Origin of the sequence: Nannocystis pusilla, from assembly GCF_020073745.1 — a bacterium.
GTDB classification, from domain to species: domain Bacteria; phylum Myxococcota_A; class Polyangia; order Nannocystales; family Nannocystaceae; genus Nannocystis; species Nannocystis radixulma.
On sequence record NZ_JAIRAU010000052.1, the window covers coordinates 142,944 to 161,586 of the forward strand.

At 72.4% G+C, this 18,643-nt stretch carries 13 protein-coding genes; 8 read left to right on the forward strand and 5 right to left on the reverse strand.

What is annotated here, in order from left to right; genetic code table 11:
- Positions 1-203 precede the first annotated feature (203 nt).
- A complete protein-coding gene (locus tag K7C98_RS37300; RefSeq protein ID WP_224196659.1) occupies positions 204-2,396 on the forward strand; it encodes a hypothetical protein in 2,193 nt (730 codons plus the stop codon).
- Between the two features lie 87 nt (positions 2,397-2,483).
- On the opposite strand, the gene K7C98_RS37305 is transcribed toward K7C98_RS37300, so the two are convergent.
- Complete coding sequence (locus tag K7C98_RS37305) at positions 2,484-2,972, reverse strand: hypothetical protein (RefSeq protein ID WP_224196660.1); 489 nt, start codon at positions 2,970-2,972, stop codon at positions 2,484-2,486.
- Between the two features lie 436 nt (positions 2,973-3,408).
- On the opposite strand from K7C98_RS37305, the gene K7C98_RS37310 reads away from it, so the two are divergent.
- Entirely contained in the window at positions 3,409-4,749 is a 1,341-nt protein-coding gene (locus K7C98_RS37310) for a pesticin C-terminus-like muramidase (protein WP_224196661.1), read from the forward strand.
- A 57-nt stretch (positions 4,750-4,806) separates the two neighbouring features.
- On the opposite strand, the gene K7C98_RS37315 is transcribed toward K7C98_RS37310, so the two are convergent.
- The 3 genes from K7C98_RS37315 to K7C98_RS37325 all read right to left on the reverse strand — a co-directional run bounded on the left by K7C98_RS37315 (position 4,807) and on the right by K7C98_RS37325 (position 11,087).
- Entirely contained in the window at positions 4,807-6,996 is a 2,190-nt protein-coding gene (locus K7C98_RS37315; RefSeq protein WP_224196662.1) for a redoxin domain-containing protein, read from the reverse strand.
- A 167-nt stretch (positions 6,997-7,163) separates the two neighbouring features.
- Positions 7,164-9,275 carry a type VI secretion system tip protein TssI/VgrG gene (gene tssI, locus K7C98_RS37320; RefSeq protein WP_224196663.1) on the reverse strand — a complete coding sequence of 704 codons (2,112 nt, stop codon included), beginning with the start codon at positions 9,273-9,275 and terminating at the stop codon, positions 7,164-7,166.
- A gap of 540 nt (positions 9,276-9,815) precedes the next feature.
- Positions 9,816-11,087 (reverse strand): hypothetical protein, encoded by a 1,272-nt coding sequence (locus K7C98_RS37325; protein ID WP_224196664.1) that lies wholly within the window; start codon positions 11,085-11,087, stop codon positions 9,816-9,818.
- 501 nt (positions 11,088-11,588) lie between these two features.
- On the opposite strand from K7C98_RS37325, the gene K7C98_RS37330 reads away from it, so the two are divergent.
- A complete protein-coding gene (locus tag K7C98_RS37330) occupies positions 11,589-13,400 on the forward strand; it encodes a serine hydrolase domain-containing protein (RefSeq protein WP_224196665.1) in 1,812 nt (603 codons plus the stop codon).
- Positions 13,401-13,478: 78 nt separating this feature from the next.
- Here K7C98_RS37330 and K7C98_RS37335 read toward each other — a convergent pair whose 3' ends face one another.
- Positions 13,479-14,081: a hypothetical protein gene (locus tag K7C98_RS37335; RefSeq protein ID WP_224196666.1), complete on the reverse strand. Its 603-nt coding sequence runs from the start codon at positions 14,079-14,081 to the stop codon at positions 13,479-13,481.
- A gap of 149 nt (positions 14,082-14,230) precedes the next feature.
- Here K7C98_RS37335 and K7C98_RS37340 point away from each other — a divergent pair, with 149 nt between their 5' ends.
- The 5 genes from K7C98_RS37340 (at position 14,231) to K7C98_RS37360 (ending at position 18,437) form a co-directional block, all read left to right on the forward strand.
- Positions 14,231-15,337 carry a hypothetical protein gene (locus K7C98_RS37340; RefSeq protein ID WP_224196667.1) on the forward strand — a complete coding sequence of 369 codons (1,107 nt, stop codon included), beginning with the start codon at positions 14,231-14,233 and terminating at the stop codon, positions 15,335-15,337.
- Between the two features lie 71 nt (positions 15,338-15,408).
- Positions 15,409-15,996 (forward strand): RNA polymerase sigma factor, encoded by a 588-nt coding sequence (locus K7C98_RS37345; RefSeq protein WP_224196668.1) that lies wholly within the window; start codon positions 15,409-15,411, stop codon positions 15,994-15,996.
- Entirely contained in the window at positions 15,986-16,741 is a 756-nt protein-coding gene (locus K7C98_RS37350; protein ID WP_224196669.1) for a hypothetical protein, read from the forward strand. Before K7C98_RS37345 ends, K7C98_RS37350 begins: the two co-directional genes overlap by 11 nt.
- Before the next feature lie 45 nt (positions 16,742-16,786).
- Positions 16,787-17,761 (forward strand): hypothetical protein, encoded by a 975-nt coding sequence (locus K7C98_RS37355; protein WP_224196670.1) that lies wholly within the window; start codon positions 16,787-16,789, stop codon positions 17,759-17,761.
- A 49-nt stretch (positions 17,762-17,810) separates the two neighbouring features.
- A complete protein-coding gene (locus K7C98_RS37360; protein WP_224196671.1) occupies positions 17,811-18,437 on the forward strand; it encodes a glutathione S-transferase family protein in 627 nt (208 codons plus the stop codon).
- Positions 18,438-18,643: the final 206 nt, after the last annotated feature.

Consider the following 18,643-nt stretch of genomic DNA (forward strand, 5'->3'; position numbering starts at 1 on the left):
GGTAATCGTATGAGTCCTCGAATCGCGCGCAGGCGAGCGCCCCACGGGCGATCCGAGGGGTTTCACGCGGCACCCCGCATGCGCACGGCAGTTCGCGCGGGCTCGTCGCGCGCCTCCTTGCCGGAGGCAACCGTGTTACAGTGCGCCGCGATGTACTCGGTGATGTCTCCGCTCGCGCGCAGCCACCGAGGCGAGGGACCACCTTGAGCACCCCAAAGGTCATCGGGTTGAACATCCGCAAGGAGGCGTCGGGCCGGAGCGCCAAGCTCGGCCTGCTGCCCCGCGGCGCACGGATCGAGCTCGGCGAGCGCTCGCAGGACGGCAAGTGGGCGCGGATCGGGAAGGTGGTGTCCGGCCAGATCGCCCCGGTGCAGCAGAACGGCGCCGTCGATCCCGCGGCCGCCACCGGCTGGGTGTTCATCGGCGAGCTCGATCAGGGCGCCGCCCAGCCCGAGGCGTTCGACGAGGTCGTCGCCCCGTCCAAGCCGGTCGCGATCTCGGCCGGCGAGTTCATCGGATACATCGGCGAATATCAACAGCACGTCGACGCGCTGCAGGCCCCGGTCCGTGGCCGTCGTCCGCTGCTCCACCTCGAGGTCTTCACCGGCGACGACGTCCCGGCCTTCATCGAGAAGTGCCGGCAATACGCCAAGACGCTGCCGGCCGGCAGCGGGACCCTGTTCGTCGTCGAGAAGGGCGCGAAGCTGGTCCAGCCCGCGCAGCCGACCGGCGAGATCGGGGCCGACGACCCGGTGGTGCCCGTCGAGAGCAAGGCCACCGGCGCGTGGGCGCAGGTCAAGCGCGCGACGCTGCAGGTGATGGAGCGCAAGGCGCTCGGCGACTACAACAGCGCGAGCAAGACCTACGCCGGCGGGGCGGTCTTCACCGGCTGGTTCGTGGGCGCGCAGGACGGCCAGCGGACGCAGGACGAGGCCGCCTCGAAGCGCCTCGGCTACCCGCGACGCGAGGTGATGGTGCCGTCGGGCCAGCCGCTGTGGGTCGAGCGCGCCGCGCTCGACGCCCGGGCGAACGCCTGCGTGCCGCTGAAGACGTGGAGCGAGTATCCGCTGCGGGTGGCCAACGCCGCCGATCCGCCGGTCACCCTCACCCGCGTGATGTCGAAGACGGAGCTCGAGCGCACGCCGGCGAGCGGGCGCGCCACCGATCCCGACGGCAACCGCTGGTGGCGCGTCTCGGCGCGGCGCGACCCCGACGTGAACGGTAACACCGCGGTCGTCGGCTGGGCCTGCGAGAAGGGCCACGACAAGGTGTCGTGGCAATCGCCGTGGGCCTGGCCGGGCTTCGAATACGTCGAGGAGGGGGAGATCGAGCCGGTCGATCAGTGGTCGACGATGCTCTACCGCATGGGCATGGCCAACGACGAGGAGCTGACCGACTTCAAGATGCGCGCCGACAAGGTCGACAAGAGCGCGCTGCTGCAGAAGCTCTACGAGCTGATCGACACCAACAAGAACTGGATCTTCGAGCCCCACGAGCTGCGCGCGGCGATGCGGCAGCCGCTGCTCGCGCAGGCGTTGAGCCGGATCATCAGCCGCTACGAGAGCGAGTGGGGCGGCGAGGACGCCAAGTGGGACGCCCTGGATCCGCTGGTCCTCGACGGCAAGCCGGAGTGGCAGGCCGAGAAGCTGCGGATCAAGGGGCTGCGGTGGTGGCCGCAGGTGGCCGCCAAGGTGCAGGGGTTCCCGAGCAGCCCGCTGGCCTTCCACATCCATCCGATCGGCCTCATCGAGAACTTCTACTCCCAGCCCAGCGGCGAGACCGCCAGCGCCGACACCGGCGGAGCGCGGGAGAAGAGCGGCGTGCAGTGGGTCAGCCGCTTCATGCCCAGCAAGTCGCTCTCCGACCTCAAGGATCCGTTCCGCACGAACGTCACGAAGTTCTTCGACGCCCTGGCCGCGGCGGGCGTGGCACGGAACATCAACACGACGCTGCGCCCGCCGCAGCGCTCCTATTTGATGTACTACGCCCGCGAGATCACGGCGGGGCGGCTCGCGCCCGACAAGGTGCCCGCATTCGTCCCCCAGGACGGCGACGCGCCGGTCAACATCGACTGGGCGCACCTCGACAGCGCGGGCAAGCCGAACCTCACGGCCGCCAGGCAGGCGGCGCGCGAGATGGACGCGAAGTACGGGGCCGCCGGCGCGATCGGCATGGCCTACCGGTCGAATCACAACAAGGGCCAGGCGATCGACGTCAGCTTCACGCCGGGGTGGGGCATCGGCAAGAGCGTCGTCGACGCCAACGGCAAGACCGTGGCGATCGGCTCGAAGCGCGACCTGCTCGAGGTCGGCGCGTCCTACGGCGTCTACCACTGGACCTACCACGGCGCGAAGTCCAAGTCCGACGAGCCGCACTGGTCGCTGACAGGAAACTGACCCCAAGGACATGCATCGAAGGCCATGCCGCGCTCGGCTCGAGCCCCTGTCACGGGTCGCTGAGCGGGCGCTGACGCGGCGCCGCGCTCACGAGGAGAACATGTAGAGCCGGCGCGCGATCGCCCGCGGGCAGCGGCCGATCGGGTCGCCGACCTTCGCTCGATTGCTGAACTCCTCGTCGGCCGCGGGGGCAGGCTTCGTCTGCGCCGCGGACGTTTCGCCGTCCCCGGCGTCCTGCGCCGCCGCCTCCTCGCACAGGCGATCCATCACCTCGGTGGCCGTCTTGGGGTTCGCCTTGGCCAGGAGCTCGGCGGCCCACGTGAGCTTCGGGTCGACGTCGAACTGCTCGCCGAGCACGGCGGCCAGCTCGAGGAAGCGGCTGACGTCTTTCTCGGAGGTGATGTGATGCGCGGCCGCCCGCTCGATGCCCGCCTTGATCTTGCCGAGGAGCTCCGCGCCGTTCATCCCGGCGACGGACGGGAGCTGCTCGCTCAGGCGCCGCACCATCTGCGCCTCGAAGTCACGAGCGCCTGCCTCCGCGAGCTGGGTCATCTGTTGCTTGACGAACTTGAGCATGGCCGCCCCGGACGACAGCCTCCATTTCTATCACTTCCGCTGCGCTCGCGCGACCGACGGCGCAGGCCGGACGCACGAGAGTTCGCGCCGCGAATCACGGGTCGATGGGCCTGCCTGGCTCGCTCGCGGGCGCGCGACGCGTCGCCGGCGCAGCCCGCGAGGCGCTCTGCGGGACCGGCCCATGCGTCGGTGCGTGGTGCCCTCGATATCGATTCGTGCAGGAGTCGAGGTCATCGTTGTGGGAGGTCGTGAGCGCGCGCGAGCGCCGGGCGTCTGTCCGCCCGGGTCGAGCGAGGCCCGCGCTGACGGAGCGGCCGCCTTGCGCCGCCCTGCGCGCGTCGATATCCTCGCTCACCAGATCGCGCGTCCGAGCCGGCGCGATCGATCGGCGGCGGGTGGCGGGATGGCGACCAGAGAATTCCCTGATTATTGCGAGTTGACATTCCGGACCGAGGGCGGGCCCACGGCGGCCGTACTCAAGGCGCACTGGCCGGGGGGCGTGTCGGGCGTGACCATCGGCCCGGGATACGACATGGGCCACCGGAGCGCCGCGTCGATCCGGGCGGACCTCGTCGCCGCGGGCGTCCCGCAGACCAGCATCGACAAGCTCGTGGGGGGCGCCGGCCTGACCGGCACATCCGCCCGCGACTGGGTGAACGCGCACGCCAGCGAGGTCCCCCTCCTGACCCGCGAGCAGTCGATGTCACTCTTCACCCACGTGTACCCGGTGTACGTCGGGTACACGAAGGACATCATCAAGTCGTGGGGGGGCAACTGGGACGCCTACCCGCAGAAGATGAAAGAGGTGCTGGTCGACCTGCGGTTCCGCGGCGACCTCTCCAACCGGCACAAGCCCCGCCTGTTGCCGTCGATCACCGCCGCCGACTACCCCGCCTTCCGCGCGGTCATCCAGGACCTCAAGTACTGGGTGGACAACACCAACCTCAAGAACGCGAAGGACGGCAGCATCAACCAGCGGATCACCGCGCGCAGCGACTGGCTGAACGGCGAAGCGGAGGCCCCGGCCGCGGCCTGGGTGTTCCCGTTCCCCGACAACGCGGGCAAGGAGGTCCAGGACGGCGGCTATTACATCGGCTCGCCGTCGCTGAGCGCGGCGGCCCTGCCGAAGGTGGACGACGGCTATTATCCGATCGGCGCGAGCGGCATCTGGCACGGCGGGATCCACTTCGACGCCGGGACCGGGACCCAGCTCAAGCAGGTCGACGGCGTCCGCTGCATCAAGGACGGCGAGGTCGTCGCATACCTCGTCAACCAGAAATACAAGGAGATCGCGTTCCCGGCCGAGGACAAGAAGGCGCTGTATTCGTCCGGATTCACGCTGGTCCGGCACAAGCTCGAATGTCCGGGGGCGCCGCCGGCCCAGTCGACCGCGCCTGCCACGACCCCCCCCGCCCAGGGCCCACCGCCTGCACAAAACACGGCGCCCGGGAAGCCGCCTCCGCCTGCACAGAACACGGCGCCCGGGAAGCCGCCTCCGCCCGCCCAAAACACGGCGCCCGGCAAACCGCCGCCGCCTGCACAGAACACGACGCCCGCCAAGCCGACCCTGACTTTCTACAGCCTCTACATGCATCAACTCGACTACGAGGGGTATCAGAGCGACGCCCAGCGCAAGCGCCCCAAGTACTGGGGGCCCGCGAAGGAATATGTGGTCGGGGAGAAGGCCAAGGATCAGCAGGAGGACGGGCCGGAGCCGGCCGAGCCGGAGTTGCTCGGGGAGTGCGACGAAATGGCCTGCTGGTCGGAGGCGGACTGACCCCATGCTCGGCGCCCCGCACGGGGCGCTGGTCCGTCGCCCGGCCCCGTCGGCGCTTCAGCCTGCGGCGCGCAGCGAGGCGACGGCGTCGCGCGTGGCTCGCTCGCGGGTCGCCTCGACGTACCAGCCGAACTCCTCGACGAGCCGGGCCGAGGCGCCCTCGTGGACGAACGCGACGCGGCCGTCCGGGGCGACGAACAGTGTCAGCGGGATGGAGCGCCAGCCGCTGTCGAGGTAGTAGCGCGCGCCGAGCAGCACCTCGAGCCGGAGCTGTCGTTCGGCGAGCCACTCGGTGAGCTCGGCGGTGTCGTCGTCGGTGTGGACGGTGGTGAACACGACGTCGGGCGAACCGGCGACGGCGTCGGCGAACTGCTGCAGCGCCGGCATCTCCATCACGCACGCCCCGCAGCTCCGGCCCCAGAAATGGATGACGGCCAGCTTGCCGCGCAGCGAGTCGCTGGCGCGCTCGCCCCCGCCGAGCTTCGGCAGCGCGAACGGGCGCAGCGCCTCCGGCTCGACGGTCGACTTGGCCAGCAGCGCGGTGCGTCGCCGCTCGTGGTGCTCGGCCTCGAGCCGCTCGCGGTGGGCCGCGTAGCCGCGCTCGTTGCCGTGCCGCCGGCGGTACAGCTGGCGCAGCGCGTCGTCGCAGGTCGCGTCGCCGCCCCAGCGCGGCAGGCCCTCGACCAGCAGCTGCTCGGCCTCGTCGAGGCGCCCGTCGGCCTCGGCCAGCGCCGCCAGCTGCACGAGGTACTTCGCCGCCCGGCTCTCGAGCGGCCGCCCGCGCTCGAGCACCTCGCGGGCCTCGGCGTCGCGGCCCTGGGCCTGCAGCGTGGCCGCCAGCGCGCCGTAGAGCGGCGTCAGCAAGAAGCCCGGGTCGCGGGTGGCCGCTGCCGGGTCGGTCCGCCGCGCCTCGGCCAGGCGGGCCTCGCCGCGCTCGAGGGCCAGCCGCGCGATGGCCTCGGCCTCGGCGTCGTACGCGGTGCGCTCGCTGAGCTCGACGGCGACGACGGCCAGCGCCTGGAAGTTGTTCCGGTCGTGCTGCGCCCACGCCTGCAGGGCGTCACGCAGGGCCTCGGGCGCGACGCCCTCGATGTCGCGCAGCAGCCAGTAGCGCATGCGCGTCACGTCGCCCAGGAGCCGCGTGACGACCGGCCGGGCGAGGAAGGCGTCGAGCAGGCGCAGCTCCTCGGCGTCGGCCGCGGGATCGGCCGGCCCCTTCCGCCCGTCACGCGCCATGTCGAGCGCGAGGAGCTGCCCGTAGCGGGCCCAGTCGGCCTCGGCGCTGTCCGGGAAGCGCGTCAGCACCTCGGCGGTGAGCTCTTGATATGTCTCTTGAGACATGTCCTGATAGACATGCGCTGCGGCCTGCAGCGCGGCCGGGGAGTCGCCGCGGTGCTGCAGCAAGAGCGCGACGTCGGCGTCGATCGCCGCCCGCCGATCGGCGGCCTCGCGCGTCGGCGACACGTCGATCGCCTGCCACAGCCTGGCGTGCAGCGGCGGCGCGTGGGGCGACAGCGCGAGGGCGCGGCGCAGCGAGGCCTCGGCCTCGCCCGGGCGGCGGTGCAGCAATTGCCAGGTCGCCGTCATGAACTCGGCGTCGACGTTGTCCGGGTCGAGCGCGCGGACCCGGTCGGCCAGCTCGGCAATTCGCGACTCGGTGGTCTCGAACTGCTGGGCGACGAACGCCAGCTCGAGCGCGACGAGGTCGGCCGGGGCCGGCTGCGGCTGGGCGGCGAAGAACGCCTCCGCCTCCTCGCGCGGCGCGTGGACCACGAGCGCCCGGGCGAGCAGCCACACCGCGTCGGGATGATCGGGCATGGCTGCGAGCGCGGCCCGAGCCGCGGGGATGCCCTCCTCGGCGCCGCGGCGCGGATGATCGACGAGGGCGCCGGCGCGGGCGAACAGGGCCCACGGCTCGCCGGGCCGCTCGCGCAGCATCGCCTCGGCCAGCGGCACGGCGTCGGCCTTCGCACGCGCGACGCACAAGATCGTCCACGACTGCAGCGGCGCGCTGTCCGGGTGCACGAGGCGGAGCGCGGCGCCGTCGCGGGCGCAGGCCCAGAAGTCGCGGCCGAGGTACGCGCGACGGACCTGCGCGACCGCGCCGTCGGCCGCGGTGACCGTGGTGGTTCGCGGCTCGCTCGCGGGCCGCGAGTCGCAGGCCGCCGACGCGACGAGGAGCAGCGCCCCGATCAGCGCGCACAGGGACGCGAGGGCGCGGCGGCGGAGCGGATACCGGTCATACATGGGTGCGCCACAACTCTGATGCAGAGGCACTTATTTCGCCATGACGCGCCAGCCGATTCGCCGGCCTGCGCTTTGCCAACATGCGCGCACAGGCGAGGCGTGACCGACAATTTGGCGAGACCCTCGCGCCGCTGTCGCGAGCGCGGCGTCAGCGATGCGCTCGGGTCTTACTTCGAGCCGCGCTCGGACGGCGTCGCGGCGATCGGCGCGGCGTCGTTGGCGTCGTTGGCGGTCTGCGGCGCGGCGTCCTGCCCGCGCAGCGGCGAGCCGGAGCTATTGATGTAGACCATGTTGCCCTTGATGTAGATCCCCCCGGAATTGATGGTGATGAAGCCGCCCGGGCCCTGGATCGTCAGGCCGCTGCCGGCGTCGAGCACGATCTTGCTCGACCGCAGGTGGATCTCGTCGGCGGCCTCGATCGCGAGGCGCCCGCCGATCGTGGTCTGCTCGTTTGCGCCGACGATCCGCGACACCGAGCCGTCGACCTTCTCGAGCGTGCTCTTGCGGACGTGCTCGTGGCGGTCGCCGTCGATGAGCTCGAGCTTGTCGTCGAGGATGTGCATGTCGACGCGGCCGGGGCCGTCGATGCCGCCGATGAGCAGCTGGACGTCGCTGCCGAGGTGGGCCGCGGTGTTGCGGTGGATCTTCAGGTGATGGTCGTGGAACAGCTGGACGAAGCTGTCGCCGGCCTTGCCGCCCTCGTCGTGGCCGACGGTCACGTGCGAGTTGTTCCACACGGTCGAGAAGGCGTCGTTGTTGACGCGGACGTCGATGTTGCGCTCGGCGTGGAGGAAGATCTGCTCCTCCTTCTTCTTGTCCTCGAAGCGGAGCTCGTTGTAGCCGCCGCCGCCGAGCGAGCTGTCGGACTTGATCGTGCTCTTGGTCTTCTGCTCCGGCAGCGGGTAGGGGACCTCGTTCTGGCCGTGGTAGATGCGCCCGGTGATGATCGGTCGGTCGGGGTCGCCCTCGAGGAAGTCGACCAGCACCTCGTGGCCGATCCGCGGGATGAACATCGCGCCCCAGCCGTTGCCGGCCCACAGCTGGCTGACGCGGACCCAGCAGGTGCTCGTCTCGTCGAACTGGCCCTCGCGGTCCCAGTGGAACTGGATCCGCACGCGCCCCCACTTGTCGACGTGCACCTCCTCGCCCTCGGGCCCGACGACGACCGCCGACTGCAGGCCGCGCATCACCGGCCGCGGGGTCACGCGCGCCGGGCGGAACGGGACCTTGAGCTCGGTGACGGTGAAGCGGTTCTCGTAGGAGCTGGCCTTCTGGCCGTCGTGGTCGAGCACCTGCGGCTGCTCGCCGTGGTGCCGCACCTCGGTGACGCGGTATTGCGTGTTGAGCTCCTGCTGCGTGTGACCGGTGAGGGTCATCGTGTGGCCCGGCGTCAGGCGCGGGCAATCGCTGTCACCGACGCCCTGCCGGCGGCTGGCCTGCAGCTCCTCGAGGCGGATCTTCGCCAGCACCTGGCCCTCGTGCGGGCCGGCGCGCCCGGGGTCCTGATATTCGCCGGGGAAGTCGTAGGCCTCGAGCTCGGGCTTGGCCTTGCCCGTCTCCTTGACCTCCATCGCCTGGTCGGGCTTGTGCAGGTTCTTGTCGCGGAGCGAGACGGTGCCGGTGCGGATCCTGCCGCCGAAGCGGAAGCCCTTGACGTGCTCGCGGTCCTGCACGGCGCCGTCGGGCGGGTTGAACCACACCGTCGAGTCGCCGGCGATCGCGGGGTGAGCCTGGCTGCTGTCGGCCATCACCCACACGTGCTTGCCCTCGTCGTGCTCGAACCAATAGCAGATCCCGTCCTCCTCGAGCAGGCGGCTGACGAACGCGAGGTCGGTCTCCCGGTATTGCACACAGTAGTTGCGCGGCTGGTACGTGGCCGACAGCGCGAAGCGGAAGCGATCCTTGGCCACGCCGGCGCGCGTGAGCACCTCGGAGACGATCTGCTCGGTGGTCTTGTCCTGGAAGATCCGGCAGTCGCTGCGGTGCAGCAGCAGGTGGGCCGAGGGCCCGATCACCAGCTCGTAGAGGTCGAAGTCGCGGGTGTGGCCGATGTACTCGGCCTCGTACACGATCCCGTGGACGTGGCGCGGCACGTCGGCGCCCTCGATCGTCAGCGACGCGGACTGGCCCAGCACGCCCTCGGTGTCGAGGTCGAGGCCCGCGACCTCGACCCGGAACTCGAACGGGCTCGACACCGCCTCGCGGCCGGTGAAGCGGACCACCCGGAGCGACGCGCCCCCGACGTCGAGCGTGAAGATGGGGTCGTTCGTCTGGAGCACCGAAGCAACAGGATTGATATCGTCGACAGCCATCGGTACGCTCGAGCCCTCGATTCGCAAGATAGGTGCAGCGGCGAGGAGGCGTCAACACGGGGGACGCCGGGGCGACATCGTCCGCAGCGGACATGTGTTGCCGGACCAGGCGGATCCCCGCGCACGGATCCGCGCGCGCGCGAGCGATGCCGACCGGCGCAGGCTGCTTCGCGCGTGGCCGCGCGCGTTCACGCTCGACGCTGCGAGGTGCACATTCGCGGGCGCCAGCCGCCCTGATGGCAGTGAAAGCATTCTCCCGCAGCGCGCGGTCGGTGCGCGAGGTGACGCCGCGGTCACGATGCGGTGTCCGTCACGATCGCCGCTCGCGTCCCGACGGGGCGCGCTCGCTCACGGCGATCCGATCTCGAGCCGTCGCCGCCGGCGCGAATGCATGCATGACCCGAGGGACATGTCGATGACGAGCCGGCCGGATCGCCCTGGAACGGCTCCGGCGCATCATCGGATGTCTCTCGAGACATCTGGCATGCAGGGCCCGCGGCGCGCGGGCTACTTCAGCATGCACATCCCCATGTTCCACACCGGGTAGTTGCAGGTGAACGAGACGTCGTCGCCGAAGAACCCGTACTCGTTGACGTAGTGCTGGACGTCGTTGGGCACGTTCTCCTGGGCCTGGCCGAAGCCCCAGTCGCTGGCGGTCACGTCGACGGTCACCGGCGACTGGAGGAACATGCCGCCGCCCTCGTCGGCGGTGTTCAGCTTGACGGTGCCGCCGGCGATCACGACGGGGCAGTAGCTGAAGTAGAGCCCGCCGCCCTGGTTGCCGGCGGTGTTCTCGACGATCGTGGTGTCGGTCATGGTCGTCGGCGCGTACGAGAAGATGCCGCCGCCGTTGACGTCGGCGTTGTTGCCGGTGATCGTCACGCTGTCGAGCTCGAGCGTCGCGTTGTCGTCGTTGGCGCTGCCGTCGTAGCAGATCGCGCCGCCGTACTGCCCGTGGTTGTCGGTGAAGGTGCAGTCCTTGATCGCCACGGTCATCGACGCGGCCGAGCGTGAGACCGCCAGGCCGCCGCCGCACAGCGAGTTGCCCAGCGGGTTGTGCTCGGCCTCGCCGTGCTGGAAGGTGAAGCCCTCGATCGTCACGCTCACGCGGTCGATGAAGATCGGCGTCGAGGCGCCGCCGCCGTCGAGGAACGTCTTGTCCTGGCCGGCGCCGATCAGCGTCATCGGGCGGTCGATCACCACCCCCTCCTGGTAGGTCCCGGCGCACACGGTGATCGTCGCGTTCGGCGGGGCAGCGGCCACCGCGGCGGTCAGGGTCGAGTACTTGCCCTGCCCGTTGACCGTGATCGGCTCGCCGCCGGCGCAATCCCACGGGTCGTCGCCGCCGGTCGTCGTGTCGTCCTCGGTCGTCGAGACGGCGTCGGTGGTGTCACCGGTGGTGGTGGTGGTGTCGCCGCCGGTGGTGGTGGTGTCGTCACCGGTGGTGGTGGTGTCGTCGTCACCGGTGGTGGTCGTGGTGGTGTCGCCGGTGGTGGTGGTGTCGGGGCCCGTGGTCGGGAGGTTCTCCGTGGTCGGATCGCCGGCCGTCACCGTGACCTCGTCGTCGGTGGTGCTCACCGTTGTCTCGCCGTTCGTGCTGCTGTCGGTCACCGTCGCCGCCGACGCGGCGGGCTCGGTGGCCGCGGTCGCGTCGGAGTCGCTGCCCTCGGTGACGGTCGCGGTCGCGGAGTCGGCGGGCGCTGGGTCGCCGCAGGCGATCACGCTGGCACAGCAGACACACGACACGACGCGGGCGAGACGGCTGGAATTGCGAGACATCGGCGGTATATGCCCCGGCCGGCCGCCGACGGTCAAGCGGGGGCGCGAGCGCCCGCGGAAGCCGCGACGCGCCCGCGCGCGGAGGCTCGACGGGCGCATGCGTACATGTCTCTCGGGTCATGTTCTTCTAGGCATGTCATCGCGGCGCGAGCCCTCGGCGCGACGTCCCGGTGGATGTCACCCGGGCCGGGTTTCGACTGGCCGCCGCGCCGCCTGCTCGACACGCGTCCTCACCCCGTGACCGGTGGATCACGAATTCGAGGCCGTGAGGGCCGTGAGGCGCCCGGGGCGGGTGCCTGGCACATGGAGCCGCGGCTCTGATACGCTCCTCGCATGACTTGGCTTGATGCTCCTGACCTCATGCATGGCCCGCGCGCGGCAGCCCGACGGGCGCTCGCTCTCGGGATGTTCGTCGCCGCGGCTTGCAGGCCCGCGCCTTCGGTCCCGCCGACCCCGGCGAGCGCCGCCTCCGAAGCGCCATCGCCGGCGGCGGAGCCGGCGATGCTGGTGCGCCACGACGCAGCTCCGGTGTTCACCGATCCCCGGCGACGCGAGCGGCTCGCGGCCGCCTTCCCCGAGCTGCGGCGCCGCGTCGAGGCGTTCGCGGCCGACGAGGAGCTGCCCGGACTGGCCGCCGGCGTCGTCATCGACGGCGAGCTCGCGCTGTTCGTCGGTGCGGGCGTCGCCGACGTCGACAGCGGCGCTCCGGTCGACGAGCACACCGTGTTCCGCGTCGCCTCGATCACCAAGGTGGTCACGGCGACGGCGATCCTCGCGCTCCGCGATCAGGGCCAGCTGTCCCTCGACGATCCGGCGAGCCGCCACGTCCCCGAGATCGAGCGCCTGGTCTATCCCACCGCCGACGCGCGGCGGCTCACGATCCGCGACCTGCTGCTCCACATCTCCGGCCTGCCGCGCCTCGGCGAATTCGATTACACCGATCCGCACGATCCGCCGGACCGCGCCGAGATCGTCGATTCGCTGGCACAATTCGGCCTGCGCAGCGATCCCGCCGCGGTCCACTCGTATTCGAACCTCGGGTTCGCGCTGCTCGGACTGGTGATCCAGAGCGTGGCCGGCGAGGAGTACACGCGGGTGATCGACAGGACGCTGCTGCAGCCGCTGGGGATCGAGCACGCGGCGTGGTCGCCCGCAGGGGCGGGGCCGCGGCTGGCCACCGGTTACGTGCGCAAGGCGGATGGCTTCGTCCGCCAGGAGTTTTGGAACCACGGCGCCGCCGCCGGGGCCGGCGGGCTCTACCTCGACATCGCCGACCTGGCGCGCTTCGCCGCGTTCCACCTCGACGCCTGGCCCCCACGCGACGCGCTCGAAACCGGTCCGGTGCGCCGCTCGAGCCTGCGCGAGATGGGCCGGGCGAGCCACGTGATGGGGTTCCAGGTGCACACGCCGACGCCGGAGCCGCGCGTCGAGCTGGTGGCCCAGGGGCTGGGCTGGAGCGTGACGCAGGACTGTCGGTTCGAGCACGTGATCGCGCACTCGGGTGGCACCGACGGCTATCGATCGACGATCCGCCTGCTGCCGCAGCGCGGCGTCGGCGTGGTCCTGCTCGCCAACAAGAACGGCGCGCCGCTCGAGCGGCTGGCGACCGATCTGCTGGTGGCGCTCGACGACACCGGCGCGCTGGCGCGACGCGAGCCGGTGCCGATGCCGGCGCTCGCCGCCGCGGTCGAGCGGGTCACGGGGCTGTTGGCGCAGTGGGATGCCGAGCGCGCGCGGCCGCTGGCGTCGCTGTGGTTCGACCGGGCCGGCGGACTCAAGCAGCTGGAGAAGGATCTGGCGTGGGCGCGAGGCGCCCTCGGCAGCTGCGGCGCGTGGTCCCGCACGCGCACGGGGACGCCCGATTACGCGGTCCATACGGCGACCTGCGAGCGCGGCGAGCTCGTGTTCGAGGCGAGGGTGACGACGGCGCGCGGGGCCGGGCTCGCCGGCGTCGACGTGGCGGCCCGGGGCGTACCGGCCGATCCGCGGCTCGTCGCGGCCGCGCAGCAGAGCGTCGCGCTGCTGACGAATTGGGACCCGGAGCGGTTCGCCGCGCTGTTCTCGCGGCAGTACGCCCGCGAGGGTTTTCGTCAGTTCCTCGCGCGCTCGAACCCGGAGCGCGCGGCCTGCTCGCTCGGCGAGGTCGAGGTGGTGCGCCCGGCGAGCGCCACCTTCAAGCTCCGCTGCGGGACCCACGACCTGCGGCTCGTCGCCGGCAAGCTCGACGCCGAGGGACGGCTCAATCAGTTCAGCATCTCGCCGGCGCCGCGCGACCGCTGCAACCGCCCGCGCGAGCAGGCCGACGAGGAGTGACGGGGCAGTCGTCGTCCGCGAATGTGCGGTGTCATGATCGGTAGCGAAGGTCGCGGCCGCGAGGCCGCGAGCCACCATTCACGGCGGGACCAGGGGATCGGTGCAAGTCTGCCTCTTGACGACCTTGCGCGGGCGCTGCACGTCGATCTCGACGGCCCGCGGATCGATCGCGCCGAGCGAGCGGATCGACGCCGGCTCCGGCGGCTGCTCATGGCCGCAGCCCTCGACGCAGGTCCCGCGCTTGACCACGCGCCGGATCTCGACCTCGGGCACGACGACGACGATCGCCCAGCCGTCGCCGCGGCGCCGGTAGCGGTGCTCGGCGGCCACCAGGCAGCCGCACGGCTCGTGGTAGGCGCAGGGGTGCTCGAGGAAGCCGAGCTCGTCGCTGCCCTCGCGCACGACGAGCCGCGGGTCGACCTCCGAGGGGCGCCAGCGCGGCGGCCCCGGCTCCGTGTCGGGCAGCCAGTGCCGATCGACGATCGGCGGGGCCTCGCCCGCCTGGGCGGTCGCGTCGGCGCCGGAGCCGGAGCGCGCGTGGGTGCACGCATTCGCCAGCACCAGCGCGGCGATCAAGATGCGGTCGGCGCGGGGCATGCCGCCACTGTAGAAGATCGCGCGGCCGCTGGCGAGCTGTCCGCGCGAGCGGTTGCGCGTGGGTGAGCATGTCTTTAAGGGCATGTGTTAAAAGGCATGTCACGGGTGGACGGGCAGCTTCCCGCGCCGGTGGGCGCTCGAGAGCACGCGGCCGCGGGCCGGCACGGAGCCCGCGAGCGGGCGAGCTCCGCGTTTTCAATCGCGCGCCGCCTCACGTATCCTGCTGCGACCGCATGAGCCGGGCATCGCTCTCACGCCGCGCGGGGCATGTCGACCCTCACTCGCCCGGTCACCGCCGCGCTCGTCGGTTCCACTTCGCCTCGCGCTTCGCCGTGTTCGCCGTCGGCATGGGCGTCGCGCGCGTCGCCGCGGCCGCGTCGCCGCCGACGATCGCGTGGGACGCCCCGCCGGGCTGCCCGGACACGGGGGCGCTCACGGCCGAGATCGCGCGCCACCTCGACACGGCGGCCGACACGGACCTGCCGGTGGACATCCGTGTGCAGGCGCGGCCGGCGGACGGGCGGTGGAGCGTGGTCGTCGTCATCGCGGCGGACGGGCGCACGCAGGAGCGCACGCTCGCGGTCGAGAGCTGCGAGGCGGCCGTGCGCGCGGCGGCGTTCGTGATCGCCATCGCCGTCGATCCGGCGGGCCGTGAGCCGCCGCCCGACGTCGTGCCCGCGCCGCCGGCCCCGGCGCCACCGCCGGCCGCGAAGGCGATCGACCCGGTCGAGCCCGCGCCCGCTCCCGTGCTGCCCGCGGTCGCCGGCGAGGAATTCGACCCGCTCGCCGCCGGGGCAGCGCCGCGCCCGCGTCGACCTCGGCGGGTCCGCGGGCTGTTGCAGGTCGGGCCGGCGGTGCAGGTCGGGATGCTGCCGGTCGACCCCGGCATCGCGGCGGCGGGAGGGCTGCTGTGGCCGCGCGCGCGCCTGACTCTCGGGTACACGCGATGGTTCGCCGCCGAGGTGCGGCACGACGGAGCGCGACCCTACGGCGCCGATCTGGCGGTGCACGCGGCCCAGCTGCGCGGGGGCCCGGTGCTGCGCGCGGGGCCGCTGGAGCTGCCGCTGCAGGTCGGGCTCGAGCTGGGCGCGCTGCAGGCCGCGGGCGTCGGCGGCGACTCCAACTACGGGGCCACCACGCTGTGGGGCGCGGCGAGCCTCGGAGCCGGGCTGGCGTGGGCGCCGCGCGCGTTGCAGGGGTTCGCGGCGCTGGTGGTGCTGGCCGAGGCTGCTGTGGCGCTGCGCCGCCCGCGGTTCGTGTTCACCGGCGACCTCGAGGTGCATCAGGTCGGTCCGGCCGCGTTCCGCGGGTTTCTCCTGGTCGAGGCGCGGTTCCCGTGAGCGATCGTGCCCGGCGAAAAATCGTGCGACCGGGTTAATGAGTTCGGGCGTCGGCGGAAAAGATGGGGGCGGTGAGCAAGACGCTCGACACGTCCCTCTCGTCCGCCGGGTTCGCGGTCGAGAGGGACGTGGGGTGCGGGGCGCCGAGCCTGCGCGAGGTGTTCGCCGACCACGTCGGGTACGTGTGGCGGATCGCCCGCGCGTTCGGGGTGCCGGCCGACGACGCCGACGACGTCGCGCAGGAGGTGTTCCTGGTCGTGCACCGGCGGCTGCACACGTTCCAGCCGAGCCGCTCGCTGCCGGCCTGGCTGTTCGGCATCACCCGCAACGTCGTGCTCGCGCACCAGCGCGCGCACACGCGGCGCGAGCGGCGGTTGTCCGCGGTCGAACCACCCGCGCCGCCGCGCGAGCCGGAGGCGTCGCTCGAGCTGCGACAGGCGGCGGCGTTCATGCAGGAGTTCCTCGACGGGCTCGACGTCGACAAGCGCATGGTGTTCCTGCTCGCCGACATCGAGGGGCTCACCGCCGCCGAGATCGCCGACGCGCTCGAGATCCCGCTGGGCACCGTGTTCTCGCGGCTGCGGGCCGCGCGGCTCAAGCTCGAGCAATTCAGCCAGCGCCTGCGCGCTGGCCCAGTCCGGAGGGCGCATGACCGATGAGCCGACGTCGACCCGCGCGCTGATCGCCGCCTACAAGGCGTGCGCCCGCCCGTCCGCCGCCGGCGAGGCGCAGCTGTGGGCCACGCTCGCCGCGGCCGAGCGCGCCGCGTCGGCCCGGGCGCGCCGGCCGGCGTGGAGCAGCGCGCCGTGGCTGGCGCTCGCGGCCGGGCTGCTGCTCCTTGCCGCCTGGCAGCTCGACCTGGCCCGGATCTTCGCTTCGGGGCATGTCCTGAAGGACATGCGCGATCAGGCCGCCTACGCCGCGCCGGAGACGAGCCCGCAGGTGGCGAGGAGCCGCGACGAGGCGATCGGCGCGACGGCCGAGCCGCCGCGGCTCGAGGTCGTCGTCACGCCGCCGCGCGAGCGGCCGCGCGGCGAGGGCCGCGGCGCCGTGCGCGAGCAACAGGGGCGCGCGGGCGCGGCGGACGGGGCGGGGGCCGGCGACGCCTCGGTGCTCGCCGAGATGGCGCTGCTGCAGGAGGCTCGAGCGGCGCTGCGCGGCGGCCGGCCGGACGCCGCGCTCGAGCTGCTGGGGCGCCACGCCGAGAGCTTCGCGCGCGGCAGCATGGCGGAGGAGCGCGCGGCGCTGCGGGTGCTGGCGCTGTGCGCCGCCGGCGAGCTCGTCGACGGGACCGCCGAGGCGGCGGCGTTCCTGCGCGCTCACCCGCGCTCGGCCTACGCGCCGCGGGTGGCAGCAGCATGTGCGAAAGAGCAGGACCTCGAGGACACATCGAAGATGGATTAATGCGATGAGCCGGCGGCGGACAATCTCCCGGCGAGGACCATGATCATGCGATTCGATCGATCTCAATTCATCACGCGCGCGGCCGGTCTCCTGCTCGGCGGGCTCGCGCTCGCCGCCTGCGACCCGAAGATCTTGCTCGGCGAGTTCGGCGACAGCTCGGGCGAGCAGAGCGGCGGCGGCGACGAGGGCGGGCCGCAGGACGGCACCGAGGGCCAGAGCTCGGGCGCCAGCGGGCAAGACCAGAGCTCGGGCGGGAGCAGCGAGGGCGGCGGCTCGAGCGAGTCGGCGACCGGAGGCGGCGAGACCGGCAGCGAGACCGGCACCACCGGCGGCGAGACGACCGGCGGGGACGAGTGCGACCCGTGGCTGCAAGACTGTCCGACGGGCCAGAAGTGCGCGCCGTGGTTCGATGGGAACGACGGCCCGACGTGGGACGCGTGGCGTTGCGTCGACCTCGACCCGACGCCCGAGTCGGTCGGCTCGAGCTGCCACGTCACCGGCGAGTACAACAGCGGCGAGGACGACTGCGAGCTCGGCGCGGTGTGCTGGGACGCCGACCCGGTCACCTTCGAGGGCACCTGCGTCGCGCTGTGCGAGGGCTCGCCGCAGTCGCCGACGTGCGCCTCGGGGACGACTTGCACCGTGTTCAACGACGGCAAGCTCAACGTCTGTTTGCCCGACTGCGACCCGCTGGTGCAGAACTGCGGGAGCGGACAGACCTGCGTCGGGCTGGGGCCCGGCATCGACCAGTTCCTCTGCGTCCTGGACGCGGGCGGCGCCGAGGGCCAGGCGTTCGACCCCTGCGAGTTCCTCAACGCCTGCGACCCCGGGCTCCTCTGTGTGAAACCGGAGGCGGCCAGCGAGTGCTCGCCGACGGCTCCCGGCTGCTGCATGCCGTTCTGCGACACGACCCAGCCCAACAGCTGCCCCGGCGTCGACCAGGAGTGCCTGCCGTGGTTCGAGCCGATGCAGGCCCCGCCGGGCAAGGACAACGTCGGCATCTGCGGCCTCGAGCCGTGACGCGCGCTTGAGCCCGGCGGTCGCGCGCGGGTATCGTCGCGCGACCGCGATGTACACGCTCCACTACTCGCCCGGCTCGGCCAGCATGCTGGTCCACCTGCTCCTGCTCGAGATCGGCGCGCCGCACGAGCTGCGCCGCGTCGACCTCGACGCCGGGGCGCAGCGCGACCCCGCGTACCTGCGGCTCAACCCGGGCGGCGTGGTGCCGACATTGATCGTCGACGGGGCGCCGTGCTGGGAGACCGCGGCCCTGGCGTTGCTGCTGGCCGAGCGCCACCCCGAGGCCGGGCTGGCCCCGCCGCCGAGCTCGCCCGCGCGGGCGCACTACCTGCAATGGATGTTGTACCTCGCCAATTCGTTGCAGCCCGCGTTTCGCTGGTGGTTCTATCCCGAGGCCGAGGGCGCCGAGGCCGAGGCCGTGCTGGCCGCGGCGCGGCGGCGGATCGAGGCCGCGTGGGACCGCCTCGACGCCCAGCTCGCGGCCGGCGGTCCGCACGTGCTCGGCGAGCGCTGCAGCGTCGTCGATCTGTACGCCACCATGCTGATGCGCTGGTCGCGGAAGATGCCGCGCCCGGCCACCGAATGGCCGCAGCTGGCCGCGCTCGCCGGACGCGTGAAGGCGCGGCCGAGCTGGCAGCGCCTGTACGCGATCGAGGGCCTGACGGAGTGGGCGTGAATCGTCGCGCTCGCGCGTCGGCGCCGTGACGGGCCGTCGTGCGGCGAGCGTGGACGCGCTCGCACGCGCTTCCGGATGGCGGGTGAGGCGCACCCGGCGATCGCGTGATGCGAGGATGTTCACGTGCCGCGATGTCCTGGCCAGCAGAGGTCGCGCGCGCCCGGCCGTCGCCCGCGGACACACGGACGCCGACGCGGCCGCGGGCG